Origin of the sequence: Streptomyces sp. NPDC007095, assembly GCF_040634475.1 — a bacterium.
Taxonomy (GTDB): Bacteria; Actinomycetota; Actinomycetes; order Streptomycetales; family Streptomycetaceae; genus Streptomyces.
This window is the reverse complement of sequence record NZ_JBEYFS010000078.1, coordinates 1-24,991: the sequence shown is the minus strand read 5'-3', so window position 1 is coordinate 24,991 and position 24,991 is coordinate 1. Positions and strand designations below refer to the sequence as shown.

Sequence of the window (24,991 nt, the reverse complement as noted above, 5' to 3'; positions counted from 1 at the left end):
TTCGAACAGCGGGGGACGATGAAGGACCGGTGGCCCGAGGGTCCCGCCGCTGATCCGGAAGCGGCCCGGGAACGCTACGACTCTGACATGCGGACCGCGCTCAGGTCGAGCGCGGGGGCCTGGCCGACCACTGCAAGCAGTTCGAGTGGCAGTTCCTTGTCTGCCTGGCCGATGGCGAGCGCGAGCCAACGCCCGCGATCCCGGTGCGGCCACGCGTGCATGCCTACGGCGTGCTGGCTGAGGGAGTTGAGCGGCTCGGGCACTACTTCTCCTACCGGGCCGTCTTCGACGCTGACAACAACTTCCGGTCGGCCACCTCGCAGACGGTCTTCGTGCCGGCGTCCGCCCAGGGAGTACGGATCCTGGGCCACCCTGCACACCTGGTTCCGCCGGTGGGCGGCCGACGGCACCTTCGAACGGATGCTGCGGGCCGCCCAGTCGGAGGCGGATGTGGCCGGCACCGTCGACTGGATGGTGTCGGTCGACTCCACCGGCGTGCGCGATGTGGGCGTGACGTTTGACGACAGGGTCTAGGGGCGTTGGCCAATGCGGTTGACCACAGCGATTTGCCGGAGGCCCTTCGTTTCGAAATACGGGTTGGTCTCCTGCCAATGACCGTGCACCAGCTTGGCTGTGCTGCCTTTTAGCCGCATGCCCAGATATACGTAGGTGTCGCGGTCGAAGAGGAAAGTGAAGTCGATGCCTGGGTAGGACACCCCAATTCCGCGGCGGCCGAGGATGTCCACCTCATCTCGGTCGACACGCACCCGCGGGATGCCGGCGAGTGCCCCGAACGCGGCGGCCTGAAGCCCTGGCGGCATCACCCGCGGTCCCTGCATCAGCAGACATGCGTCGAAGAACGCGTCTCGGTCCGTCTGCGGCGGTCGAGCTCGGCGGGCTCCACCCGGTCTGGATCTCGCTGCGGGTGGCCACGGACGTTCTGCCCCTGCTGGTCAACGCGTGTTCGGCGCAGTGTGTGGTCGCACTTCCCCTGCCACCCGAGGGTTATGTCCAGTCAGCGCACACAGGCGGCCGGGTCGGCCAACCCTCGGCCGACCGGGACTGACCGGCAGACGACCCGGTCCCGGCCGAACCGCTCCGGCGCTCTTGACCAGGCCCGCCCGCCGCACCGAGGGCGTCGGCGGGGAGGGGTTCGGGTTCGGTGACGTCGAGTACGGCGCCGATGCGGCCGCTCACCGGCTCGGACAACTCCGCGTCCTCGGCTTCACCGGCATCGAGGACGGCCCCGGGTGACGGGGCCGCGGCGCGGTCAGCCGATCCGTGCCTCGGCGTACGGCACCAGCCGCACCGGCCCGAGCAGCCCGTACGGCTGGCGGGCCGTTCCGCCGTAGACCGCGGGGTCGCTGACCCGCAGCCGGTTGGAGAGCGGGGTGGCGACCTCGACCTCGATGACATTGCCCCCGCGCCTGAGCAGATCGCCCAGGTCCACCACCGGATGGATCTGGTCCACGGGGTCGAGGCGGTGGCCGTTCACGGTGACACGGCAGGTGTCGGTCACGGTGCCCAGTTCCAGGCGGGCGCCGTGGTCGTCGGTCCAGCCGTCGTCGAGGGTGACCGTGGTGCGGTAGCGGCCGATTCCGGAGACGTCCGTGAGTTCGGTGATCTGCGACCAGGGCAGCAGCGCGTCGAGGGTGAGGTCGTGCTCGACGACGGTGGTGCGGTAGGCCGTGTCCCCGGGCCGCCAGTCCTGCACGTACAGCTGCCAGGAGGCGAGATCCAGCGGCGCGGGGACGCTCTTGACTGTCGTCCGCACGGTGCGGCCGGAGGACAGGACGGTGCTGTACGTGCCTGCCGCGGTCGCCCGGACGACGAGTCCGGCGTCGGTGAAGCGCACCTCGTCCGCCTCGCTGTCGACCGCGTGCGGACGGCTGCCGGTGCGGTCGCCGAAGAGCCCGGGGCGGCCGAGGGCCAGGATCAGGGTCTCGGCGGGCTGGAGGGTGACGCGAGCGGTGACGGTGTCACCGTCCTCGGTGTAGCGGGCGAGGCGCCCGGCCTTTCCGGTCCACGGGTCGAGGAGGTAGGGCACGGCGCCCGCGGTCGTGCGGCGCAGGGTGACCTCGTGGTCGATCGCGGCCACCGGCGGCTTGACGTTCTCGGCGTGCTTGCCGTTGCACAGGTAGTAGTAGTCGACGCCGTCGGCCACACGATGGGCGTTGAGCAGGGTCGACGAGGTCGCGTACCGGACGTCGGGCGCCACCCCGAGGTCGGCGAGAGCGGTGGGGACGGCCGACTTGTCGGCGACCTGGCGGACCAGCGGCTGGGCCAGCAACTCGGCCACCACGGAACGCAGTTCTTCGCTCTCGCCGCTGTCCGGGACGCCGGGCGGCACGACGGTGTCCCAGGCGCCGAGCAGTACGACGGGCAGTCCGGCGCGGGCGAGGCGCAGCAGGGCGCGGGCGTCGGACAGAGCCAGGGTGACCGTGGAGCCGTAGAAGAAGTCGCCCTCGACGAACAGGGCCTTGTACGCCGGGCCTTCGGGTGCGAGGCGCCCGTGGCGCACGGTGGCGGCGGGCAGGTCGAGCAGCGGCCCGCTGAGGAACTGGTGGGTCCAGCCCAGGGGGATGCCCGTCGCGGTGAACCAGGAGGCGCCGATGCCGGTGGCGGTGTACCCGGTCTGCCGGAACACCGCGACGTCGACGCGCGGACGGCCGGTCTGCAACACCTGGTGAACCCGGCCCAGATACCCCGACACGTCCGCGACGTGCCGCCAGGTCGGATGCCGCGGGCCCCAGGACTCTCCATAGCCGACCGTCCCCTTGTACGGGGTGAAGGCGGCGTATCCGGGCCAGTTCACGCCCGGCAGCTCGGCGTAGGAGAAGCCGTGCACGACCGTCTGGTTGACCCCTGCCGCGTAGGCGCCGCCCATGGTGCGCAGGAACTTCTGCCAGGTCGTGTTGTACGCGCCGCCGGCGTAGGCGCCCGCCTCGCAGGACAACACGGTGTGCCCCGCCATGTCCCGGCCGCCCGCCAGACAGCGGTAGTCGTCGAGGTTCTTGAAGCCGAGGGATTCGCCTTCGGGGATGTCCAGGAGCGCGGCGGAGGCGATCGCGTCGGTCTGGAGACCGTAGGGCTGGGAGCGCAGTTCGAGGCCGAGGGAGTGGGCCCAGGTGCGCAGGGCCGTCACATGGTGCCGGTTGAAGAGGACGGACACCGTCTCCCAGAAGTCGTGCCGGATCTGCCGGGTGACGGCGGCTTCGAACGCGAAGACCTGGCTGCCGTGGTTGAGGATCACGGCAGCGAGCAGCGGCAGCAGGGAGCGGCCGGTGTGGGCGAGGAACGCGTCCGGGAGGCCGGGCGTCCACTGGAGCCCGTTGGTCTCCAGCTCGATGGAGTCCTCGAACAGCGCCCCACCGGAGACCTTGAGCAGACGCCGGACTGTGGGGGAGAGGAGGTGCGCTTCCCAGAAGTCGGTCACCGCGCGTGTGCCCGCCGGGCTGAAGTGGTCGACCACGTACGCGGCCGGGGCGGTGTGCGGGCCGCCCTCCGGAGTCTGTCCGGAACCGCGTACCCAGTAGGAGACGATCACCCAGCTGCCGTCGTCGGGCGCGGTCCAGGTGAGCGTGCCGTCGGCGACGGCGCCGGTGAGGTCCTGGACCGAGTCCAGATCGAGCCCCGTCTCCTTGCGGGTGGAGTTCGCGGTGTTCACCCGGGCGGCCTGGACGAGGAGCAACTGCTGACGGGTCACGCCCGCGGCGGCGGCGTAGACCGGGACCGGCACCGGACCGGAGTAGACGCTTCCCGCGGTCAACGTGGCCGTTCCGTAGGCGAGTTCCTTGACCGCCGCCTCGCTGTCCGGCGTGATGCCGGGTACCGCCGCCGGCCAGCTGGGGCCGATGGTCAGATCGACGGTGAGGCCGCGCCGGGCCGCCTGGCCCAGTGCCGCCTCCACTCCCGCCACCCACGCGGCGCTGCCCCAGCCGTGCCGCGCGGTGTCCAGGACCGAGGGGTCCGTGACGCTGTGATGGACCGCGGCTATCTCGGCCCCGCCGAAACCGGCGTCGGCGATCTGGTCGATCTCCCGCCTGATCTCGTCGGGCTGCACGAGGCCGTCGGGCCACCACCAGCGGAACTTCGGCCGCACCGCACGCCCGGGCGTCGCGAACGGCAGACCCGCGGCGGTCGCGGCCCTCGCGGGTGTTGGCAGGCTCCAGTCGAGCGAGCCGACTGCCGCCGTGGCGACGGCGACCGAGAGGAGAGTGCGGCGGGGGAGTCCCGAACGGCGGGCCGGGGTGTCGTTGCTCATGGATCTCGTCCACTCTCTCGGAGGGCAGCACAAACAGGACCCCTGAGGGGCCACCCTTTTGAATCGTTTAAATCCTCCGGGAAGCTACGGCCCCGGATCGCAGAGCGTCAAGATCCGTGCACACCTTCGGCACCGGTCGTGTCAGATGGCGTGCGTGAGCTTCGCAGGCGGACATCAGGAAGTTGTCAGGGTGTGGGAAGCCCCTCTCGCCGCCCTTTCCCCTGGTGCAGGCGCTTACTATCGGCCATGTGTGCGCACATGTGCTGGTCGCTGAGGATGACGAGAAACAGGCTGAGCTGATACGCCGCTCACTGCTTCAGGAAGGACACACCGCGACCGTGGTCCACGACGGCGGGGCCGCGCTCGACGAGGTACGGAGGCACAAGCCCGACCTCGTCGTCCTCGACCTGATGCTGCCGGTGATCGACGGCTTCGGGGTGTGCCGGGTGCTGCGCCGGAACGACGACATCCCCGTCCTCATGCTCACCGCCCGTTCCGCCGAGGAGGACGTCCTGCTCGGCCTGGAGCTCGGCGCCGACGACTACGTGACCAAGCCGTACAGTCCGCGCGAGTTGATGGCCCGTATCCGTACGGTCCTGCGGCGCAGCGGGCGCCCGGCCGACGAGCAGGACCGGGCCGTACGGGCCGCCGGAATCACCGTCGATCCGGTCCGGCACGAGGTGCACTGCGACGGCGCGCGCGTGGAGTGCACCCCCGGTGAGTACGAGATCCTGCGCGCCATGACCGCGGAGCCCGAGCGGGTCTTCTCCCGGCGGCAGTTGCTCCAGTGCACCCGCGGTATCGACCGGGCCTCCACCGAACGGGCCATCGACGTGCACATCATGAACCTGCGCAAGAAGATCGAGCCCGATCCCCGCCGACCGGTGCGGCTGCTCACCGTGTTCGGCGTCGGTTACAAGCTCAGTGGTGGGCGCGGGTGAGCTCCGGCATACCGCTGCGCAAGAGGCTGCTCGTACGGCTGATGATCACCTCGGTGCTCATCGCCCTCTGCTCGGTGGCAGCGACGGCGTGGCTCGCGGTGCAGACCACGACCCGCGCCATCCAGGAGGAGCAGGGGCAGGCCCTCGCCGACGACACGGACATCCTCCGGCAACTCAGCGGATACGCCGCCACCCACCCGAGCTGGTCGGGCGTCCGGGCCACCGTGCGCAGGCTGTCGGCCGCCACGGGGCGACGGATCGCGCTGACGACGGCGGACCGTACGCCGATCGCCGACTCCGCCAAGTCCCGCACAGCCCTGCCGCCCGGGGCCGCCGCCACTGTCGACCCGTTGCACACCGACACCTACTCGGAGCCCGGGGCCCAGCTCAGCGGCATCGACCCGCGCGCGGTGGGGCCCTACCGGCTGACGTCGCTGGAGCGGGCAAAGCTGGGCAAGCTGGCGACTTTGCGGCAGAAGTGCGCGGCGCGCAACGGCGTCGACACCACGATCACCTGGACGCCGAGCGGTCGGCCCGTCCTGTCGGACGAGAACGGGATCCTCCCTGGCTCGACCGTTCCCGAGGTGTGCGCGGACGGACAGCTCAACACCCTGACCCACACCGAGGAGACGGCGCTGACCAGGCTGACGAGCCTCACCGAGGCGTGCCTGCGGCGCAAGGACGTTGCTCTGCCCGCGAAGGGGTTCATCTCGCTGGATTTCTCCGGCCAGGCCCCACAGCCGCAGTTCGCCCTGGGGAGGAAGAGCCTGGGCGGACATCCCACGGCGATCGAGCCGAAGGGGAACGAGTGCGTCGCCGAAGCGCGACGCGAGCAGCTCGACCCTGATGTCGCGCCCGTCGCCGAGCTGTTCCTGGGCACGGGGGACAGCGCCGTCCCGCACTTCGACATGTCGAACGCCAACAAGGCCAAGGTGGTGGGAGTCACCGGTCTCGTCCTGGCCCTCACCGTGGCCGTGACCGCGCTGGTCGCCAACCGGCTCGTACGCCCGTTGCGCGCGCTCACGCAGGCCGCGCAGCAGCCGTTGGAACAGCATGTACGGGTGCCCGTCACCACCCGCGACGAGACGGGCATCCTGGCGGTCGCGTTCAACGAGCTGACCGAGCGCCGGGAACGGATGGAGGCCCAGCGCAAGGCGATGGTCAGCGACATCGCGCATGAACTGCGCTCCCCACTCACCAACATCCGTGGCTGGCTGGAGGTGACCCGCGACGGCATCGTCGACCCCGATCCGGATCTGCTCGCCTCCCTGCATGAGGAGGCGGTGCTCCTCCAGCGGGTCATCGACGATCTCCAGGACCTCGCGGCGGCCGACGCGGGCACCCTCACGCTGCACCGCGAGGCCGTCCGCGCCGACGAGCTGCTCGAACAGGTCGCGGCGGCGTACCGGGTGGGCGCGGAGACGGCGGGCATCGGGCTGCGCACGGGGACGGACGGGACGTTCGCGCCGGCGGGGAGCGGGACTCCGTGGCTCGACGCGGATCCGGTGCGGATGCGGCAGGCGCTCGGCAATCTGGTGTCCAACGCGATCCGGCACACACCGGACCGCGGCACGATCACCCTCTCCGCCCGGGAGGAGGGAGGTCAGGTCGTCATCGAGGTGGCCGACACCGGCAGTGGTATCGCCGCGGAGGATCTGCCCAGCGTGTTCGACCGGTTCTGGCGGGCCGAGAAGTCCCGCAGTCGGCGCACCGGCGGCAGTGGGCTCGGCCTGTCCATCGTCCGCCAGCTCGTGGCGGCCCACGGCGGTACCGTCGCGGTGGCGAGTGAACTCGGCGCCGGTTCGGTCTTCACCCTGAGGCTGCCCCGCACCGACCCTCCGGTTGAAGCGGACGAGCTCCGCTGACCTGCGCAGGGTGGTGCTGGCGGTACCAGGATCCGCGTTCCCCCTCACAGGAGGGATCTGGTTGCCCCGACGTCCTGGGAGCACTGTGGTCACATGAACACCACCAGGATGCCGGGGGCCAGAATCCGTGTCACGCCCCTGCGGTCGCTCGCGGGACGCACCTATGTCCCGCGCCGTGGAAGAAGTGGAAGAGGCGCAGAGAGATCACGAGGGTCGGAAAGTCAGGCTCCGGCTGTCCAGGCAGCCGGGGGCGACGCTGAAGATGCCGGGAGTGTTGTCCGTGACGCGGAGCCTTTGGGCGTCGTCGGCGGGGAGTGCCGAGGCGTCGACGGTGCGGGTCGCGTGCGGCTCCGTGCCGGTGTCGCGGACGAAGCCCTTCATTAGCGGTGCGGTGCGGTCCTTGCCGACCTGGCTGGTGACCCGTCCGCCGATGAGGTCGTGGACGAGGTCGACGGCCGCGGAGTTCTCGATGGAGACGGCCGGTGTGAAGGCACCGGCCGTCGTCGGCGTGCCGGGGATCAGCCCGGTGGCCGGGGCGATCGACAGACCGGTGGGCAGGCCGGCGGCGGAGTAGGTGAGGCTGCTCGGCATCGCCGACGGCCTCGTACGCGTCACAGGTCGCCCCGAACAGGCCGGCCGCGGCTTGCAAGACAGCGGTGCGGGCGCCAGCGTGGTCGGTGTTGCCAGTCATGCAGCGGGTCAGGGCCCGGCACCAGACGTTGGTGGCCCCTCGGGGCGGCGTCCTCCGTCTTCCTCGTCTTCGCTTCCGCCAGGGCCGACTTGCTCGCCGTCGCAGCCGCTACGGCGGCCTTGGTGGTCGCTACGGAGAGGGTCGCCGTCGAGGCGACCAGCGCCGCCGGCGCGATCGTCGCGCCGGCGGCCACGTGTCGCCGGACGGAGGTGGCACGGCCACTTCCTGGACGTGGGAAGTGGCCGATGCGGAGTTCGTCACCGGAATACGTTGTCGGAATCGTCCCAGGTCGAGGGCTCGCTCGGCGTGTACTCCCGCGGGACCCTCGACGAGGTCTGGTACATCGCGTCGATCTCGGCGGCGAAACGCCGTGAGATGGCGTCCCGGCGCAGCTTCATCGACGGGGTCAGCAGGCCATTGGTCTGGTCGAAGGGTTCGGAGAGAACACGGAACACCCGGATGGACTCGGAGCGGGAGACAGTGCTGTTGGCCGCGGCGACGGCGCGTCTGACCTCCTCCCGCAGCTCATTCTCCTCCCGTGCGTCCCGTGCCGCCGCGCCCCCCTTGGACCAGGCTCCGCGCCAGTGCGCGAGGAAGTCGGGATCAAGGGTGATGAGGGCGCCCACGCACGGCCGGTTGTCTCCCACGACGACCGCCTGATGGATCAACGGGTGGACGCGCAGCCGCTCTTCGAGGGCCGCGGGAGCCACGCTCTTGCCGCCGCTCGTGATGATGACGTCCTTCTTGCGGCCGGTGATGGCCAGATACCCCTCGGCGTCGAGGCGCCCGAGGTCGCCCGTCGCCAGCCAGCCGTCCTGGAACGCGGCGTACGTCGACGGGGGATCGTTGACGTAGCCCTGGAACACCGAGGGTCCCCACACCAGGACCTCCCCGTCCTCGGCCACCCGGATGTCCGTACCGGGCAGGGCGCGGCCGACCGTTCCGAACTTCTCGCGCCCCACGGGCTGGGCCGTGATGCCGCCGCTCGTTTCGGTGAGCCCGTAGCCGTCGTGGATGACGATTCCGATGCCCGCGTAGAAGAGGGCGAGTTCACGGTTGAGCGGGGAGCCGCCCGACACCCCGCCGCACACTCGTCCCCCCAGGGTGGCCCGCAGCTTCCGGTAGACGGTCTTCTCGTAGAGGGTGTGCTGCAGGCGCAGGTCGAAGCCGGGGCCGGGGCCGGTGCCCAGTCGCTGGCGTTCGGTGGCCGCGGCGAAGTCCTTCGCCGTCTGGACGGCACGCTCGAACAGGGCTGCGCGGCCCGTCCGTTGCGCGGTACGCAGGAAGTTCTTGTAGATCTTCTCGAAGACGAACGGAACGGCGTAGAGATAGGTCGGGCGGAAGGAGAGGAGCGCCGCGCAGAGCGTCTCCTCGCCGAGATCGGGCTCGTGTCCCAGCAGGATGCCGCCCCGCAGACAGAGCCCCTGGACCATGATGCCGTACACGTGCGAGAAGGGCAGGAAGGCGAGGATGGCGGGCTGCTCACCGGGGGGAGCAGCCGTGTGTCTCCAGCCCTCGAGGAGGGTGTCGCAGGGGCTGGCGAGGTTGCGGTGGGTGAGGGCGCAGCCCTTGGGGTGGCCCGTCGTACCGGAGGTGTAGGCGATGACCGCGGTCGAGTCGGGCAGCACGATGCGGCGCAGCGAGTCCACCGTCGTCGTCGGGATCGCCCGGCCCCGCTCGACCAGCTGCGCCAGGGCCCCGGTGTCCAACTGCCAGACGTGGCGCAGCGACGGGAGCGACGCGCACGCCGAGCCGACCGTCATGACGCCCTGCTCGTCCTCGACGACGACGGCGACACACCCCGCGTCCTGAAGGATCCACGCGACCTGCTCGTGCGACGAGGTCGGGTAGATCGGCACGATCTCGGCGCCCACCGTCCACAGCGCGTAGCTGAGCACGGTCCACTCGTAGCGCGTACGCGCCATGACGGCCACCCGGTTCCCCGGTCGCAGGCCGGACACGACCAACCCCCGGGCCAGGTCGACCACTTCGTCCCACAGCTCGGCCGCGGTCACCGTCGTCCAGATGCCGGGATCGTCGTCGAGGCGACGCGCGATCTGTGGCAGATCCGGCTCGCGGCGAGCCGTTTCGAAGAGGCTGTCGGCGAGTCCACCCTGCATCACAGTCGCAGCCGGTGAAGGATTTTCGAACGCGTGCATCGCCGCTCCAGAATTCTCCCCGACATGACCCCACCGAGGGGCTCCGGTGCCGAGGATTCACGAATCTAGCCCAGTCCGACCACGACTGTGCCGGATTCAGGCAGCAGTTCGTCTACCGATGAGGTTACGGTCGGATCAGGGACCTCCCACGCTCGGGAGCCGGTCATGGATGAGCTCCGTGCGCGGCCGGGCAGGGGGTGGTCGCGAGGTGGCGCGCGCTCACCCCCGGTCAGGAGGAGGGGACGATCTGCGGGGCGGCGGCAACGCCCGCAGCAGCTCCCACAGTGGCTGCGATCCGGCCGCCCAGGAGGCGAGTAACCGGCGGTCCACGAGATGCAGGCGCTGCTGCTCGGCGAAGTCCCGGGCGGGTGTGGTGATCCGCCCGTTGGTCACCATGACCGCCACGTCGGCCAGGTGCACGGGACGGGCGGTGCCGTTGAGGACCTGTAGGTCCGGCGTGCCCACCGCGGATCCGCCCTCCCCGTCGCGACGATGCTTGCACTGGATCACCCAGCGCCGCCCGAACGGATCCGTCGCCTTCACATCCGCGCCGAGATCACCGCGCCCACCGACCCGGGCCGCGTCCGGGCAGCCGTCCCGGCGCATCAGCTCCCGTATCGCCTGCTCGAACTCCTGGTGGTGCAACGCGTCCAACTGCGCGATCGCGTACCGCAGCCCGCGCGCCCGTACCTCCCGCCAGTGCGCACGATCCCGGCGCAGGCGCTGCCAACCGGCGCACCCGAGCCCGGCGAGCACCGCGGCCATGACGGCCACCCACCAGTGGTCCGCGAGCCATTGGACCAACGCCACCACCAGCGCGACAGCCGCGACCGAAGCCACTGTCAACTCCGACAGCCTTGTCTCTGCCTGCTGTCGACGCCTGCTCGGTCGCCGGGTGCGCCGCCTGACGGGCGACCGCCGCCGTGTCACCGGACACCGCGCTTCACAGGACGCCGTACTTCACAGGACGCCGTACTTCACATAAGGATTGGTCCCCCCGCACTTCTGCCCCCCTGATCAAGCACTCCCCGTTGCACCACCCATCATGGCAACCGCCACTGACATCGAGTAGGGACGGCTTCCGGTCATGCGCGGCTCAGGAGCGCCTCCCGGGAGATGAGGGCGGTCGAGCCCGGTGCCGTACAGGCGTGGGCACCCGCGATCGCCCCGAGCCTGGCGCACTCCCGGACGTCCCGGCCGGCGAGCCTGCCGTACAGGAAGCCGCAGACGTACGCGTCACCCGCGCCGTTGGAGTCCACCACCGGGGCGGACGGGACGGCCGCCGGAATGTGCCGCGGATCGGGGCCGCCGTCTTGGGTGAGGACGTAGGAGCCTTCCGCGCCCGCCGTGGCGACCACCGTGCGAGCCCGCCCGGCGCGGAGGATCTCCCGCATCAGCGCGGGGGTTTTGTCGCCCGCGCCCGCGGCGCTGAAGAAGACGAGATCGGAGCGGACGGCGAACTCGCGATGGTGGTCCGCGAGACCGTCCCAGTCGTGCAGATCGGTGGAGACGGGGACGCCGAGATCCTCGATGTCGTCGTAGAGGAAGCGCCCGAAGTTCATGATGGAGAGGTGCACGTGGCGGGCGCGCCGCAGCCGCGGGAGGTAGAGGTCCCGGGGCATCCGCAGATCCGCCGGGTCGCGGCTGTCGTAGAAGGACATCCGACGGCCGGACGCGTCCACCAGGTTGACCGCGCGCCGCGTTCCCGCGGGGGAGATCAGCGGGAGGAACTCGACACCGCCCTTGGCCATTCGCTCGCGCACCTGTGCACCGATCCAGTCGTCACCGATGCAGTCGAGCAACCCGACCTTGAGGCCCAGCGCCCGGGCGCCCAGGGCGACGTTCCCTCCGGTGTGACCGGGCCACTCCTCGATCGGGCCGACGTGCACGGAGTCGGCAAGCGGGACCGGCAGGGAGTCGACGCGGACGATGGTGTCCACGCCGCTGCCGCCGATCACCAGGACATCGTATTTCCCGTACTCGTCGTATGCGCTGTGCTGGTCGTGGTCGCCGTTCCGATTGTTTTCCGCGTGCTGTGGGATCACAGATCCATCTGCCCTCTCCTTCCCCGCCGTTCCCAGTATGACGGGTGACCCCACAACGCGACGGACAGTCGTCGAGGCCGGGCGAACCGGGCAGCGCTGCCGCTCTCCTGGAGCGCGTACGTCCGACTGTCGGTCGGCACCGCGCGGACCGTCGGCCGTCGTGGGCGTCCAACGCACCCGCAGTTACTTGAAGCTGGAGTAATCGCATCCGTCATTTGGGCTGGTTTTCCGAAGTCTGCGGAGCGCGAGAAGCAGGAAACTCCGGAGGAGCTTCAGAAGCCCCATTGAGCGCGCGCATCGATTGCACCTTCCGTGATACGCCTATTTTCGCATTCCGGTACATATCCGCTTCGGAGAGACTGGCTTCCTGGGAAAGGGGGGTGAACAAGGTGACTGCGGCAGCGGATCTACTGGTCGACATCGGACCTTGCGACGATGACGCGTACCTTTTTCTGAACGGTCGGCTGATTGTTCAGACCAGGCTGGGTGAGGTTAGGCGCTTTCAGCGGGAAATGCCTGACGGTTCATACAACTTCCGCCTGCAGGTGATTAACTCGGGCGGCTGGGCATGGCGGGCCAAGCTGATTCTCGCCATCGACGGGACCACGTTGACGGATGTCAACGAGGTGGGTGGAAGCGGGTTCTACACGGGAGAGGTGTACGAGCAGGAATGGCAATGCCGGATCGAAGGCGGGAAGCTTGTCGATTTCTGACGAGAGCCCGTAATCGGTCCGCTGTGACATCCGCTGTGCCATGCGTCGAAAAACTACTCGTGTGGGGGCGGCATCAAGGTGCCGCCCCCACACGCCTGGCCGGACGGCGGACAGGGGGTGGCCCCGACCGACGGAACGGCTGCCGACCGTCCGGCGTAGCCCTTGACTTCACAAGACCACCGCGCGACATTCCTGACTCCGCATCAGAACCGGGATGCCGAAGACCCGTTGCTTCCCGGGGCACAGCTACGCTCGCCCATTCCTTCGCCCGGCTGGAGCGCCCTGCCATGTCCACAAAAGCGGACCCTGCGAGACGTACCGAAGCCTCCTCTGCGTATTCCACCGCTTCCACCTCCGGACCGGGCCCATCGCGTCGCCGGGTGCTCGGCGCGGCGACGGGAACCGGGCTCGCGCTCGCGACCGGTCTGCCAGGTGCCGCGTCCGCGTCCGCGGCCGACCTGCCTGTGCTCGGCACGTACGACGTGGTGGTGATCGGTTCCGGAGCGGCGGGGATGACCGCCGCGCTGACGGCCGCGAAACAGGGGCTGAGCTGCGTCGTCGTCGAGAAAGCACCCACGTTCGGGGGATCGGCGGCGCGTTCCGGCGCGGGCGTCTGGATCCCGAACAACCCGGTGATCCTCGCCGCAGGGGTGCCGGACACCCCGGCGAAGGCCGCCACCTACCTCGCGGCGGTGGTCGGCCCCGATGTCTCCACCGCACGCCAGCAGGCCTTCCTCGGCAGCGGCCCCGCCATGATCTCCTTCGTCATGGCCAACAGCCCGCTCCGTTTCCGCTGGATGGAGGGGTACAGCGACTACTACCCCGAACTCCCCGGCGGACTGCCCGGCGGCCGCTCCATCGAACCCGACCAGCTCGACGGCAACATCCTCGGTGCCGAACTCGCCCATCTGAACCCGTCGTACATGACCGTACCGACCGGCATGGTCGTCTTCAGCTCCGACTACAAGTGGCTCACGCTCGCCGCGGTCAGCGCGAAGGGTGCCGCCGTCGCCACCACCTGCCTGGCCCGCGGCACCCAGGCGGCCCTCCTCGGCCAGAAGCCCCTCACCATGGGCCAGTCGCTGGCGGCCGGTCTGCGTGCCGGACTGCTCGCCGCCCAGGTTCCGTTGTGGCTGAACACCCCGCTCTCCGACCTGTACCTGGAGAACGGAACCGCCACGGGAGCCGTGGTCACCAGGAACGGCACCCCCGGCCTGATCAGAGCCCGGCACGGGGTGATCGTCGGATCCGGCGGCTTCGAGCACAACGCGGCCATGCGCGACCAGTACCAGCGACAGCCCATCGGCACCGAGTGGACGGTCGGCGCCAAGGAGAACACCGGCGACGGTATCCAGGCGGGGCAGCGGGCCGGCGCGGCGCTCGACCTGATGGACGACGCATGGTGGGGCCCGGCGATCCCGCTGCCCGACCAGCCGTACTTCTGCCTCGCCGAACGCACCCTGCCCGGCGGGCTCCTCGTCAACGCCGCCGGCGCGCGCTTCGTCAACGAAGCGGCCCCCTACAGCGACGTCGTGCACATCATGTACGACCGTGACAGCAGCGCCCCCGACATCCCGGCGTGGCTGATCGTCGACCAGAACTACCGCAACCGCTACCTCTTCAAGGACGTGCTTCCGACCTTCACGTTCCCCGACGCGTGGTACACGTCCGGCGCCGCACACAAGGCGTGGACCCTCGACGCCCTGGCAGCACAGATCGGCATGCCCGCCGCCGCCCTCCGCACCACCGTCAACCGCTTCAACACCCTCGCCCTGAACGGCAACGACCCCGACTTCCACCGCGGCGACAGCGCCTACGACCACTACTACACCGACCCCGCGATCCTCCCCGACTCATGCCTGGCGCCCCTGTGGCTGGCCCCCTTCTACGCCTTCAAGATCGTCCCGGGTGACCTGGGCACGAAGGGCGGCCTGCGCACAGATGCCCGGGCGCGCGTCCTGCGTCCGGACGGATCCGTCATTCCGGGCCTGTACGCCGCCGGAAACGCCAGCGCGGCCGTCATGGGCCACAGCTACGCGGGCGCGGGTTCGACGATCGGCCCGGCGATGACCTTCGGCTACATCGCGGCGTTGGACATCGCGGCCGGCGCGGGCACCTGAAGGATGCGCAGGGCTCCAACGGACCGTGGGGCGACCGACCGTGGACGTGTGATGCTGGCGTCATGACTGATCAACGCGAGACTGTCGTCGTCCGCCGGCCATGTCAGGGCGGTTCCGTCGACGAGGGGCTGGCCGCGTTGCTGGCGGCCTACCATCTGCAGACCCAGGCCGAGAAGGGCGAGGCCGTTACCGATGTCAGCGGGCTGCCGGACCGCTATCGCGCGGAAATCCTGGGCCCGGGGGCCGCGTTCGCCGACGATGTCGTACTGGTGGCGCTGAGCGGGGACACCGCGGTGGGCTGCCTGGTGGTGACCGCCCCTGTCGGCGGGCGGTCGGAGGTCAAGAGGCTCTGGACGGACCCGGCCTTCCGGGGCCGCGGCATCGCGTCCGAACTGGTCGGAGCCGCTCTGGCGCACGCCGGGGAAAGCGGAGTCAGCACGGTGCAGCTGTCGGTGTGGAAGTGGCGATCGGGCGCCATCGCCCTCTACGAAAGGCTCGGTTTCACCGTGACCGAGTCATGGGACGAGCGGGAGCAGTTGGTGTGCATGGAGCGCGCTCCGGGAGCCGATGCCGCCGCCTGAGCGGAACTCGCGGGAAGCCACGGGAACTCGGGTGCCAGGCAGCCTTTGCCTGCGCAGTTGCGTTTCTTGGGCATTACGGGACACGCGAGTCCGCTTCCGTACATGTTGTGCGTCTCCTATGTCTGTGCATGGTTCGCAGGTTTCACATGCTCCGCACAGCCAGAGGAGAACGACCCGTGTTCCGACGTCCCACCCGTCCCGTCATCGCGGCTGCCGCCGCGCTCGCGGCCGTCGGCGGCCTCACCGCCACCGCGACCGCCGCCGCACCCGCCGCGGCGCACTCGTCCGCGCACGCCGCGCGCCACGTCCTGCTGTTGTCGGTCGACGGCCTGCACCAGTCCGACCTGGCCTGGTACGTCGCGCGTCACCCGAGGTCCGCGCTCGCGCGGCTCGCCACCGCTGGGGTCGAGTACACCCACGCGAGGACCACCGACCCCTCCGACTCGTTCCCCGGCCTGGTCGGCCAGCTCACCGGCGGGAACCCGGGCACCACGGGCATCTACTACGACGACGGCTACAGCTCCGCCCTCCTCCCGGCCGGAACGACCCACTGCGCGGGCGCCAAGCCCGGCGCCGAGGTCGACTTCACCGAGGACCTCGACCGCGACAAGGACTCCATCGACGCCGGCCAGGGGCTCGCCGGCCTGCCCGGCAGCATCCCCAAGATGACCGGTGCCGCCAGCGGCCTCATCGACCCGTCGAAGCTGCCGGTCGACCCCAAGACCTGCAAGCCGGTGTACCCGCACTCGTATCTGAAGGTGAACACGGTCTTCAACGTGGTCAGAAAGGCCGGACTGCGGACCGCTTGGTCCGACAAGCACGTCGCGTACGAGATCCTCAACGGCCCCTCCGGCAACGGCGTCCAGGACCTGTTCGCCCCCGAGATCAACAGCCAGGCGATCGGCTACCCGGCCGGCACGGACTGGACGAAGGACAACGCGGCGACGGAGCAGTACGACGGATACAAGGTGAAGGCCGTCCTCAACGAGATAGACGGATACGATCACGGCCGCACCCACAAGACCGGCACCCCGGCGGTCTTCGGCATGAACTTCCAGTCCGTCTCGACCGCCCAGAAGCTGCCCGCCTCCGAGGGGCTGACAGGCGGCTACGCTGCGAAGGGTGTCCCCGGTCCGCTGCTGGCCAAGAACCTGGCCTTCGTGGACCAGGAGGTCGGCGCGTTCCTCACCGAACTGCGCAAGCAGCACCTGAACGGCAGCACGACCGTCATCCTCTCCTCCAAGCACGGCCAGTCGCCGGCCGACCCGAAGGCCCTGACCCGCATCGACGACGGCCCCCTGCTCGACGGCCTCAACGCCGCCTGGAAGAAGGCCCACCCGGGCGCGGGTGACCTGGTCGCCCACTCCGTGGACGACGACGCCATGCTCATCTGGCTCAACGACCGCTCGCAGGCCGCCACCGCCTTCGCCAAGGCGTACCTGCTCGCCCAGTCCGGCACCGGCAACGACATCGCCGGCAAGGCCAAGCCCTTCACCGCGAGCGGCCTGAAGGCCCTGTACGCCGGTGCGGCGGCCGCCCGGCACTTCCACGTCAAGCCGGGCGACGCGCGCGTGCCGGACCTGTTCGGCATCGCCCGGTACGGCGTCGTCTACACCGGCGGCAAGAGCAAGATCGCCGAGCACGGCGGCGCTCACGCCGACGACCTCGACGTCCCGCTCGTCGTCTCGGGCGCCGCCACCCCGCACGGCGTGCGCGTCAGCGGCCCGGTGGAGACCACGCAGATCGCCCCGACGATCCTGCGACTGCTCGGCCTCAGCCCCCGGGCCCTGGACGCCGTGCGCGTCGAGCACACCGCGACCCTGCCGGTGCGCTGACGCCACCCCGACGCTCCGACGACGGGACCGCCGTCATGACGACGGTCCCGTCAGAGTCCGTGGACCCCGAGCAGGTCCTGCCGGACTGTCAGTGGTGGCTGCGAGACTGCTGGACATGATCGAATCGAATGCGAAGGCGGATCTGCTCCGCTATCTGCAAGCCGCCCGCGACGCCCTGCTGTGGAAGCTCGACGGGCTGTCGGAGTACGACATCCGCCGTCCGCTGACATCGACCGGAACGAATCCGCTGGGGCTGGTCAAACATGTCGCCGGAGTGGAGCTGGGGTACTTCGGCGACACCTTCGGGCGGCCGTTCTTCGAAGAGCCGCCGCTTTGGTTCACCGCCGGCGCCGAGCCCAACGCGGACATGTCGTTGAAACCGTCCACGGGCGTCCAGTTGATCCAGGATGAGCGCGTAAGTCTAGGTCAGAGCCTTGTGACGTGAGGGCGTCCGCGGGGTTGGTGACACGCCTGTGATCGCTCGTGACACGTGAGGACCCCCGTCAGCTTGCTGCGGCGGGGCGTCGTCGTGCAGTTGGTCATGACGGATTGGGGCTTGCACCGGAGGCTCCGTTGTGCTCCGGCTCGCCGCTCTCGAGTACGCGGAGGAGCAAGGCGGTGACGACGCGGGCGGTGCGGCACCGAGGGGCTGAATGCGTGTGGTCGGCACGCCTCCTCCTGGACAGCGATCAAGAGCTTCACGTGCCTCGCGCAGAAAGGTCGATCATCTGTGATTAGGTCACATGGCGATGTTTGGCGGGTCATTGAATCCATGATCAAGTCCCGTCGTCGAGCGCGCCGTGGTTCATGGCGGATTATCCGCTGTCGGCTTTCTTGTTTATTTGACGCGCTGGTGAGGGGACGTATTGACTGCCTGACGGCAGGACCCAGGTCGGCGCGGGGGAATCACCGGCCAGGACCTGTTCCTCATGTTGTGTGCCGGGCACTCAAGGAGTTCAGAAGAGCGGCTCCGCGTTCGGCGTCGTCCACGCTCACGGCGAATTCCCTGCCCTTTGACGGGTGGATGACCAGGCACTCGCCGCCGCGCAGCATCACGGTGGTTCCCAGCCCACTCAGCCGGTAGCCCCAGCCACCGACCTGGGCGGGCGTGCGGCTCTCGACGCGTGCCGACTCGACGTCCTCGGCGGCCCAGTGTCGTGTGGGCCAGCCGAAGGGACCGAAGGTGACGTCCAGCCCCTGCTCGCTGACTCGTGCCTGCACCGAGGAGCAGCCGAGGACCAGAACGGAGGCGAGGGTGAACGGCGTGGCCGCCAGCAGGAACGGAAGATCCGTCAGGCCCGCGAGCGACGACACGAAGACGGTGATGGCGAGCAGCCCGGTCAGGGCGGCGATCGCCTGGAGCCAGGAGTTCGACGTGCGGGCGAGCCATACGACCCGCTGCCCTGCGGGAATGTCCAGGGCCGGGCCGTCCGCCGAGGGCCGGGGCTCGTCCGGCGCCCGGCGCGCGGCCAGCAGACCGGACGCGCCCACTGCGGCCGCTACGACGAGCGTGCCCACGACCCCGCTCGTCACTGATCCCGCGTCGTGCCAGTCCGCGCGGTCCAGATTCGCCCGTACGACCGATGCCTGCCCGCCGAGCAGTGTCACGCCGCCGAACCCGAGGCCCGCGGCCGCCCACCCCGGCACCGCGCCACCGGCCCCTGCCCGGCGCAGCGTCGCTACGACGACGACCGTCAGCACGCCCCAGATCAGCGCGGGGAACAGTGCCGCGGCCCAGAGCGGCATGGAGTCGTCGGGCCTGTCCGAGCCGGCGTGCCAGTGGGTCGCCAGCCGGTCCGGGAGCCGGCCGCTGGCGGCCAACGGCAGCGCCACCAAAAGGGCCAGGACGCCGACACCCCAGCCGACGGCCCCCCACGCCGCTCCGCTCTTGCGTACCTGGTCGGTCACGAGATCCCCCTGATCATGTCGATGAGGTCGTCCTTGCTGTAGCCGAGGTGCGCCGCGTCGGTCACCAGGTCGCGTACGCGGTGCAGCAGGACGGAGCGCTGGTCCGCCCCGTCGGCCACCGTCACGCCCCGGCCCCGCCGGAACTCCAGCACCCCTTCGTCGCGCAGCGCCCGAAGGCCCCGTAGAACCGTGTTGACGTTCACATCCAGGGCCTGGGAAAGGTCCCGGGCCGGGGGAAGACGGTCTCCCGGCCCGCACTCGCCCTCGGCGATGGCGCGTCGGATCGCGCCGGCCACCTGCTCGTGCAGGGGGCGGCTGTCCGCGGTGTTCAGTCTCAACAGCATGGTGCTAGTGAAGTTAGCACCAAGTGCTTGAAATGGGGGAGCGGTTTGAGACTGACACCGCGTGAACCTCAGGGGGGCCTCCTCGGGACATCAACCCCGCGAGCGAGTCAGTCGCCGAAGAGGCTGTCCTGGATGTACTGGACGACGTTTCGCTTCGCGTACCACAGGCCCAGCAGCATGCGCACGTGCCCAGTCGTCTCCCAGTCCGCACTCGCCCTCGGTGATGGCGCGCCCGAAGCGCTCCGCGAGGCGGTCGAGGTCGGACTGTGCCTCATACGGATCTGTGTGATGGCGACGGTGTGAAGTGCCGCGTTGAGCTGACGGTCGCCGCGCGTGGACAGGCGGTGGCGTGCGCGGTCCGCGCTGGCGATCTTGATGGGAGCGGTGCCGGCGTACTGGGCGAAGGCGCCGGCGGTCGGCAAGCGGGTGGGGTTCCCGGTCCGGCCCAGGAGTCGGGCGGCCAACCCGATCACGAACACCGCTGCTCCCCATACAAGTCGGGAAGTATTGATGCTGGTCCTGCTGATCGAATCCACGTACGGCAACCGGCGCCACGACCGCACGGCGAGCCGGGAACGCTTCGCCCGCGCCGTCGCCCGCACTCCTTCGCGGGGCGGGACGGTGGTCATCCCGTCGTTCGCCGTTGACCGCACCGAGGTGGTGCTCCACGAACTGGCCGAACTGCGCCGGAGCGGCCATGTGCCCGCCGGGACCAGGATCTGGGTGGACAGCCCCATGGCCCTGGCCGCCCTACGGGTCGTCCCGGTGCGGGCCGAGTTGGTGAATATCCCCGGATTCTCCGCCCATGCCGACGTGGCCGAAATCGTCGACTGGTTGCGCGACGGCGGCGCCTCTGCGCCCTCCGCCCCCTACCTCGCGCATGGCGAGCCGGACGCCGCCGAGGCGCTCCGCGACCGGATCGACGACCAGCTGGGCTGGGACGCGGTGGTGCCGTGCTCCGGCGAACGCGTGCTCGTCCGGTAGCCGCAGCCGGCGTGCGTTCGAGGACTGCTACTCGGCGGGGGTGATCAGGCCGTAGTGGCCGTCGTAGCGGTGGTACAGCACGTTGCCGCGGCCGGTGCTGTCGTCGGCGAAGAACACGAACGGGAATCCGGTGGCCTCCAGACGTTGCTGTGCTTCGGCCATGTTCATCCTGGGTGCAGGGAGTTCACTGACGGTCAGTGGTACGGCCATGTTGCCGGCCGGGTGCGGGTGGGGGTGCAGCTGGGCGAGCCGGTAGCCGGTCGCTCCGGACCGGTAGAGCACGCTGTCCTCACCGGAGTCGGCGTCGGTGAACAGGTGGAAGCCGTAGTCCATCGACTCCAGCTCGAAGGCCGCCTCGTCAGGTGACTCCCAGGCGAGGGAGAAGGACTTGTGGCGGACGACCTGCCGCTCGTCCACCGGCCGCGGATAGTAGTCGGGGCGGTGGGTGGGTTCACTGCCGTGCCGCCACTCGTGCGGGCCGGGCACGGTCGTTCGGCCGCGGCGGGCCTCCCAGTGCTCGGTCAGCCGGATCAGCTGTTTCGCCAGCCGGTCCTGGAGCAGGTCGACGGCCTGGGTGGCGGTCTGCCCTGCGACGTGCGCGCGGGCGGGCCGGCCGTTGAGGTCCACGTTGGCCTGGGCGATCACCGGCCGCTCCGCGGCCGGGTTCGCCGTACGGTTCAGTCTCACGCGGGCGAACAGAACCGGTTCCCGTGTCTGGCCGAGGACGGCCTGTACCTTGTCCCGGGCGTACGCGGCCGCATCCGGTGGCAGCTGCCCGCGGGTCTCCACCTGGACCTCGGGGGCCTGCTGGGGAGCGGATCGTTTCATGACAACCTCCTCCAAGTGCTACCTTCCAGACTTTTCTCCCACTCTGCATGTGGGGAAGGCTGGAGGCCCCTGGTCCCGGTCGGTGGGTTTCTCCGGTCGGGACCGCACAGCGACCCGAGGCGGGAGCGGCTCGATGCGTTCGACCCTGCCAACGGCGCAAAAGGCGTCGATCCTGGAACTGGGACGCCCGCCTGCGGTCCGCGCCTCCTCGCATTCCGGGAACGGCCTCGCTGGAGGTCCGTTCTTCCTCAAGGGAGCCGTCCGTTGATCACGTCAGTCCGTCTGCCGGGACGGCATCCGTCACGCTCGGCCAAGCCGGGCCCTCCCCGTGAGCCGCCCAAGCCGCCCGCAGCAGCTTCACCGACGCCGTCATGGACACACTGGCTGCTGCCCCTCGCCACGTTGGTCCTGTTGCTCGTGGTACTGATACGAGCACCCTCGCCCCAGCAGGGCCTGTCAGTGTCGTACAGCACCTTCCTCGGCAAAGTGGGCAGTGGCCAGGTCAAGACGGTCGACATCAACGACAAGGGCGCCATCAAGGGGGCTCTCGAGGACGGTACGAAGTTCACCACGCGGATGCCCACCGCCCTGGACAACAGCCGCCTCGAACAGCAGTTGGAGTCCAAGAAGGTGGAGATCACCGCGTCCCAGAGCCGCGGCGGAAGCCCCTGGAGGACGCTGCTGGTGCTGTTCCTGCCGCTGCTGTTCATCGTCGCCCTGTTCGTGTGGAGCGGCCGTCGGGCGGCCCGGACGCCGGGCGGAGGGCTCAGCGCCAGCGGACGGGCCCGCGCCAAGATCATCGAGGCGGAGCGCCCGACCACCCGCTTCGAGGACGTGGCCGGCTACGAGGGCGTCAAGCAGGAGATCAGCGAGATCGTCGACTTCCTGCGCAGCCCCGAGCGTTATGCGGTCGTGGGGGCCAAAGGACCGCGTGGTGTGATCATGGTTGGGCCGCCGGGCACCGGCAAGACCCTCATCGCCCGTGCGGTGGCCGGCGAGGCGGAGGTCCGATTCCTGTCGGTGACCGGTTCGGCGTTCGTGGAGATGTTCGTCGGGGTCGGCGCCTCTCGGGTGCGAGACCTCTTCGCGGAGGCGCGCAAACGTGCCCCCTCGATCATCTTCATCGATGAGATCGACGCCGTCGGCAGCCGTCGCGGCGGGGCTTCCCGCGTGGGCGGCAACGACGAACGCGAGCAGACCCTCAACCAGCTCCTCGCCGAGATGGACGGCTTCGACCAGTCTCGCGGCATCGTGGTGCCGGCCGCGACCAACCGGCCCGAGACCCTCGACCCGGCTCTGCTGCGCCCGGGCCGCTTCGACCGGCATGTGACTGTGCCGCTGCCCAACCAGGCCGAGCGGGCGGCCATCCTGACCGTCCACAGCCGCGGCAAGACCCTGGCCCCGGACGTCGACTGGGACACCGTCGCCCGAGCCACCCCGGGCTTCTCCGGCGCCGACCTCGCCAACCTGGTCAACGAGGCGGCCATCAACGCCGTCCGGGCAGGGGGCGTCGTCATCGACGGCCAGGATCTCGGCGACGCCCGCGACAGGCTGCTGCTGGGGTGGCGGGAGTCCACCAACGCCCTGCTCCCCGAGGAGCGGCACGCCGTCGCCGTTCACGAATCCGGACACGCACTCATGGCGGCCCTGTGCGAGCACGCCGACCCGGTCGCGAAGGTCACCATCCTGCCGTCCGGGCCTTCGCTGGGCGCCACCGAGCAGCTTCCGGAAGCCGAGCGGCACTTGTACGTCCGGACGGTCGCTGTGTCGGCCTGCTGGACAGGGCCGATGTGGCGGTCGCCTGTGCGGCACCGGCCACCTCGCTGTCCGGCCTGCGCGTGGGCGACCTCCTGCCCTGCCGCAAGCCGGCGCTCATACACGTGGAGCAGACCGTACGCCACGCAGCCGACCTCATGAGCTACACCGAAGCCGATGCCCTCCTGGTGCTGCGGGAGGACGGGCGTTTCGCCGGGGTGCTGACCGCGGCCGACATCGTCGCGGCCCTCGCCGGGCGTCCGGCGAAGGAGGAACCCGCCGACACGCGGCGGCGGGCCCCGTCCACGGTACTGCCCGGGCTCCCGCCTCGGCGGGGCTACCGCGGAACGGCGGTTCCCTGACCGCCCACCACCGAGCAGCAACTGCGGCTGCACCAGGGGCGGACGAGCAGCGGCAGGGCCCAATGGTGACGCCCCATGGACCTTCCTCTCGAAGGCGGTGATTGCGGCAGTGAAGTCCTCCGCGGCGCGGAGGCGGTCACCGCCGTGGTGCATCGGCTGTCGTGTCGGTCTCGGCGCGGAGGTGATTCGTGACGTCGACGACACCGTCGACGCTTTCGGACAGGCGTACTGCGATGGGGATGAGGCTTTCCTGTGGCACGGTGCCGCTGAGCGTCACCCGTCCGGCGGTGACTTGGGCCGTGACCGCGCCGGGGTCCAGGCCGAGGGTCCGGGTCAGGACATCCGTCGTGATCTCCTCCCGGATCGTGAGGTCTCGCCGCAGGAAGACGTGCACGAGGTCACCACGGCTGACGATGCCCACCAGCCGGCCGGCGTCGTCCACGACGGGCAGCCGTTTGACGTGGTGGTGGGCCATGGCGCGGGCCGCCTCCACGACCGACCACTGCGGTCGCGCCGTGACGGCTGGGCTGGTCATCAGCCCCTCGGCGGTCAGCGCGTGGGCCTTGGCGCGTTCTGTGGGCAGCAGGTGCGCGGCGGTCAGATGTCCGCCCGGATCCGCCTGGCTCTCCTGTTTGCGCAGCAGGTCCGCCTCCGACACCATGCCGACCGGACGGCCCTGGTCGTCGACGACGGGTACCGCGGTGATGTCGTGCTCCGCGAGGTGCTGTGCGATGTCCTTGAAGCCCATGTCCCGCCTCACACTCACCACGGCCGTGGTCATGAGGTCTTCGACCATTCGATGCAGCATGGCACCGCTCCCTTCTCGGACGCTCGCGGCACTGGCTCTCTCTCCACTGTCCGCCCCTTGGAGAGCGCGCGCACCGCTCACGTGTCCTGGGCGCACCAGGCTGGGCGGGCGCGAGGACCGCGCCCCGGCCGCTTCCGCCGATGGCGCCTGCCCGGGCTCGTGGCCCGGTGCCTCGCAGGGGGCCGATTCGATCACCGGTGTCATCGGCGTCGCTGCCTGACTGGTTGGCTGTCCGCCATGACGGGCGGCCACGGCCGCTGGCGGAGGGAACGCCATCCCCAGGGCCGGCACCCGGCGCTCGGCGTTGCCCAGAGCTCCCGGAATTGCAGTCGTTCGGGATCTGGAGCACACCACGAGGCCCGGCATCGAGGTCCGGCTCGCCGACCGCTGGCAGTCCGTCGCCGGCGGTCCGGAACCGGTCCATCGGGAGCGCCGGGAGGAGCCTGCCCGGGCAGGGACGGCAAGGGGGATCCCCGGCTGAACCGGATCACCGCCGGGCACCGCGCGCTTCGCTACTCCTGCCGGGCTACTGCCCTCGGTACAGCCGGTCGAGGCCGACGAGCACCACATGTCCGTCGGCTTCGGCCGCGCGGAGCGCGGGAGTGAAGCCGACGCCGCTGTAGCAGGCAGGCCGGGTGTGGATGACGTCCTCGCCGCAGACAGCGAGGAGGATGAGGAGGTGATGGAGCCGTTCCCTCCCTGACATCGTTGGGCGAGACACCCCGGCGTGATCAGTTAGCCTGGGTGGACGAACGAGCAGGAGAACCACCCGCATGACCAGCACCAGC

At 70.1% G+C, this 24,991-nt stretch carries 23 protein-coding genes and 3 pseudogenes; 12 read left to right on the top strand and 14 right to left on the bottom strand.

Going from position 1 to position 24,991, the window contains the following annotated elements; genetic code table 11:
- Positions 1-74: 74 nt before the first annotated feature.
- The gene (locus ABZ656_RS25945) at positions 75-263 is read right to left on the bottom strand and encodes a hypothetical protein (RefSeq protein ID WP_360270825.1); all 189 of its coding nucleotides are present in this window, start codon (positions 261-263) and stop codon (positions 75-77) included.
- A gap of 91 nt (positions 264-354) precedes the next feature.
- Here ABZ656_RS25945 and ABZ656_RS25940 point away from each other — a divergent pair.
- A pseudogene (locus tag ABZ656_RS25940) lies at positions 355-492 on the top strand (IS5/IS1182 family transposase); the annotation flags it as partial.
- A 38-nt stretch (positions 493-530) separates the two neighbouring features.
- On the opposite strand, the gene ABZ656_RS25935 reads toward ABZ656_RS25940, so the two are convergent.
- Positions 531-824: a hypothetical protein gene (locus ABZ656_RS25935; RefSeq protein WP_101402914.1), complete on the bottom strand. Its 294-nt coding sequence runs from the start codon at positions 822-824 to the stop codon at positions 531-533.
- A gap of 283 nt (positions 825-1,107) precedes the next feature.
- Between ABZ656_RS25935 and ABZ656_RS25930 the strand changes: the two genes are divergently transcribed.
- Positions 1,108-1,254, top strand: coding sequence for a hypothetical protein (locus ABZ656_RS25930; protein ID WP_360270795.1), 147 nt, complete (start codon positions 1,108-1,110; stop codon positions 1,252-1,254).
- A gap of 16 nt (positions 1,255-1,270) precedes the next feature.
- On the opposite strand, the gene ABZ656_RS25925 is transcribed toward ABZ656_RS25930, so the two are convergent.
- Complete coding sequence (locus ABZ656_RS25925) at positions 1,271-4,264, bottom strand: glycosyl hydrolase (RefSeq protein ID WP_360270793.1); 2,994 nt, start codon at positions 4,262-4,264, stop codon at positions 1,271-1,273.
- Between the two features lie 248 nt (positions 4,265-4,512).
- Here ABZ656_RS25925 and ABZ656_RS25920 point away from each other — a divergent pair, with 248 nt between their 5' ends.
- Together ABZ656_RS25920 and ABZ656_RS25915 are read left to right on the top strand one after the other, a co-directional pair.
- Positions 4,513-5,205, top strand: a complete 693-nt coding sequence (locus ABZ656_RS25920) for a response regulator transcription factor (protein WP_360270791.1) — start codon at positions 4,513-4,515, stop codon at positions 5,203-5,205.
- The gene (locus ABZ656_RS25915) at positions 5,202-7,070 is read left to right on the top strand and encodes a HAMP domain-containing sensor histidine kinase (protein ID WP_360270789.1); all 1,869 of its coding nucleotides are present in this window, start codon (positions 5,202-5,204) and stop codon (positions 7,068-7,070) included. Before ABZ656_RS25920 ends, ABZ656_RS25915 begins: the two co-directional genes overlap by 4 nt.
- 204 nt (positions 7,071-7,274) lie before the next feature.
- Here ABZ656_RS25915 and ABZ656_RS25910 read toward each other — a convergent pair whose 3' ends face one another.
- The 5 genes and pseudogenes from ABZ656_RS25910 to ABZ656_RS25890 form a co-directional block, all read right to left on the bottom strand.
- A complete protein-coding gene (locus ABZ656_RS25910; protein ID WP_101402919.1) occupies positions 7,275-7,661 on the bottom strand; it encodes a putative Ig domain-containing protein in 387 nt (128 codons plus the stop codon).
- 55 nt (positions 7,662-7,716) lie between these two features.
- Positions 7,717-7,761 (bottom strand): annotated as a pseudogene (locus tag ABZ656_RS25905) (hypothetical protein); the annotation flags it as partial.
- Between the two features lie 257 nt (positions 7,762-8,018).
- On the bottom strand, positions 8,019-9,920 hold the full coding sequence (locus tag ABZ656_RS25900; RefSeq protein WP_101402920.1) for an AMP-dependent synthetase/ligase: 1,902 nt from the start codon (positions 9,918-9,920) through the stop codon (positions 8,019-8,021).
- Between the two features lie 219 nt (positions 9,921-10,139).
- The gene (locus ABZ656_RS25895) at positions 10,140-10,760 is read right to left on the bottom strand and encodes a restriction endonuclease (RefSeq protein WP_360270821.1); all 621 of its coding nucleotides are present in this window, start codon (positions 10,758-10,760) and stop codon (positions 10,140-10,142) included.
- A gap of 245 nt (positions 10,761-11,005) precedes the next feature.
- The gene (locus ABZ656_RS25890) at positions 11,006-11,881 is read right to left on the bottom strand and encodes a carbohydrate kinase family protein (RefSeq protein WP_360270819.1); all 876 of its coding nucleotides are present in this window, start codon (positions 11,879-11,881) and stop codon (positions 11,006-11,008) included.
- A gap of 464 nt (positions 11,882-12,345) precedes the next feature.
- Here ABZ656_RS25890 and ABZ656_RS25885 point away from each other — a divergent pair, with 464 nt between their 5' ends.
- The 5 genes from ABZ656_RS25885 (at position 12,346) to ABZ656_RS25865 (ending at position 17,659) form a co-directional block, all read left to right on the top strand.
- Complete coding sequence (locus ABZ656_RS25885; RefSeq protein WP_360270786.1) at positions 12,346-12,678, top strand: hypothetical protein; 333 nt, start codon at positions 12,346-12,348, stop codon at positions 12,676-12,678.
- Between the two features lie 380 nt (positions 12,679-13,058).
- Positions 13,059-14,798, top strand: a complete 1,740-nt coding sequence (kstD, locus tag ABZ656_RS25880; protein WP_360270784.1) for a 3-oxosteroid 1-dehydrogenase — start codon at positions 13,059-13,061, stop codon at positions 14,796-14,798.
- A gap of 62 nt (positions 14,799-14,860) precedes the next feature.
- Positions 14,861-15,379, top strand: a complete 519-nt coding sequence (locus tag ABZ656_RS25875; RefSeq protein WP_101402924.1) for a GNAT family N-acetyltransferase — start codon at positions 14,861-14,863, stop codon at positions 15,377-15,379.
- 176 nt (positions 15,380-15,555) lie between these two features.
- Positions 15,556-17,214: an alkaline phosphatase family protein gene (locus ABZ656_RS25870; RefSeq protein WP_360270782.1), complete on the top strand. Its 1,659-nt coding sequence runs from the start codon at positions 15,556-15,558 to the stop codon at positions 17,212-17,214.
- Between the two features lie 115 nt (positions 17,215-17,329).
- Complete coding sequence (locus ABZ656_RS25865) at positions 17,330-17,659, top strand: DUF664 domain-containing protein (RefSeq protein WP_360270780.1); 330 nt, start codon at positions 17,330-17,332, stop codon at positions 17,657-17,659.
- 482 nt (positions 17,660-18,141) lie between these two features.
- On the opposite strand, the gene ABZ656_RS25860 is transcribed toward ABZ656_RS25865, so the two are convergent.
- The 3 genes from ABZ656_RS25860 to ABZ656_RS25850 all read right to left on the bottom strand — a co-directional run bounded on the left by ABZ656_RS25860 (position 18,142) and on the right by ABZ656_RS25850 (position 19,945).
- Positions 18,142-19,122 carry a DUF1648 domain-containing protein gene (locus ABZ656_RS25860; RefSeq protein WP_360270778.1) on the bottom strand — a complete coding sequence of 327 codons (981 nt, stop codon included), beginning with the start codon at positions 19,120-19,122 and terminating at the stop codon, positions 18,142-18,144.
- Positions 19,119-19,466 (bottom strand): GntR family transcriptional regulator, encoded by a 348-nt coding sequence (locus ABZ656_RS25855; protein ID WP_101402927.1) that lies wholly within the window; start codon positions 19,464-19,466, stop codon positions 19,119-19,121. The genes ABZ656_RS25860 and ABZ656_RS25855 overlap by 4 nt, the downstream gene beginning before the upstream one ends.
- Positions 19,467-19,573: 107 nt before the next feature.
- Complete coding sequence (locus tag ABZ656_RS25850) at positions 19,574-19,945, bottom strand: transposase (protein WP_360270775.1); 372 nt, start codon at positions 19,943-19,945, stop codon at positions 19,574-19,576.
- Between the two features lie 31 nt (positions 19,946-19,976).
- On the opposite strand from ABZ656_RS25850, the gene ABZ656_RS25845 reads away from it, so the two are divergent.
- Complete coding sequence (locus tag ABZ656_RS25845) at positions 19,977-20,450, top strand: MBL fold metallo-hydrolase RNA specificity domain-containing protein (RefSeq protein WP_360270773.1); 474 nt, start codon at positions 19,977-19,979, stop codon at positions 20,448-20,450.
- Between the two features lie 27 nt (positions 20,451-20,477).
- On the opposite strand, the gene ABZ656_RS25840 is transcribed toward ABZ656_RS25845, so the two are convergent.
- Positions 20,478-21,278, bottom strand: coding sequence for a sigma 54 modulation/S30EA ribosomal C-terminal domain-containing protein (locus tag ABZ656_RS25840; RefSeq protein WP_101402928.1), 801 nt, complete (start codon positions 21,276-21,278; stop codon positions 20,478-20,480).
- A 264-nt stretch (positions 21,279-21,542) separates the two neighbouring features.
- Between ABZ656_RS25840 and ABZ656_RS25835 the strand changes: the two genes are divergently transcribed.
- On the top strand, positions 21,543-23,195 hold the full coding sequence (locus tag ABZ656_RS25835) for an ATP-dependent metallopeptidase FtsH/Yme1/Tma family protein (RefSeq protein ID WP_360270771.1): 1,653 nt from the start codon (positions 21,543-21,545) through the stop codon (positions 23,193-23,195).
- On the top strand, positions 23,117-23,395 hold the full coding sequence (locus tag ABZ656_RS25830) for a CBS domain-containing protein (protein ID WP_360270769.1): 279 nt from the start codon (positions 23,117-23,119) through the stop codon (positions 23,393-23,395). Before ABZ656_RS25835 ends, ABZ656_RS25830 begins: the two co-directional genes overlap by 79 nt.
- Before the next feature lie 136 nt (positions 23,396-23,531).
- Here ABZ656_RS25830 and ABZ656_RS25825 read toward each other — a convergent pair whose 3' ends face one another.
- Both ABZ656_RS25825 and ABZ656_RS25820 read right to left on the bottom strand, forming a co-directional pair.
- Positions 23,532-24,203, bottom strand: a complete 672-nt coding sequence (locus ABZ656_RS25825) for a CBS domain-containing protein (protein ID WP_101402930.1) — start codon at positions 24,201-24,203, stop codon at positions 23,532-23,534.
- Between the two features lie 526 nt (positions 24,204-24,729).
- A pseudogene (locus ABZ656_RS25820) lies at positions 24,730-24,991 on the bottom strand (hypothetical protein); the annotation flags it as partial.